This window comes from Carboxylicivirga linearis, from assembly GCF_018271995.1.
GTDB lineage: Bacteria > Bacteroidota > Bacteroidia > Bacteroidales > Marinilabiliaceae > Carboxylicivirga > Carboxylicivirga linearis.
Map to the genome: position 1 here is coordinate 1 of NZ_JAGUCO010000158.1, position 380 is coordinate 380.

A 380-nucleotide genomic window follows, 5' to 3' on the forward strand; every position below is an offset into this window, starting at 1 on the left:
TATGACATATCAAGCTCTTATGCTTTCTCTGTGATAGTTCCCAATAGCGTTACCTTAACGGCAGGGTGGTAAATCTTATCACCTGATACCGATTTCGGCATATTCAGCTTTGGTGTAATATCCATTGATGGCTTCAACCACTTTGGATTGGCAAGCTTGTATTGGAATTTGCGTTTAGTGGTATCGGTGTCATCGAATACCGCACATGAGATTTCAGGTACAATTACCTTCGTGCCTAACGTCATCTCGAAAGTACCGTTCAGGATTGCAGGAGGTAAAGCAAATTGACCGAATGCAAAATCTGCCGGGTCGTTGTCTTCTTCCGATGCTCCATGAGCGTACTCAAGAACAATATCAGTTAACAGGAAATACTTTCCTGA

1 protein-coding gene is annotated in these 380 nt (G+C 42.6%); it reads right to left on the reverse strand.

The genetic code is table 11. The annotated features are described in order from the left end of the window. Positions 1-17: 17 nt before the first annotated feature. Positions 18-380, reverse strand: a 363-nt coding sequence (locus KEM10_RS24125; protein ID WP_212221061.1) for a hypothetical protein, incomplete at its 5' end; no start/stop codon positions are given.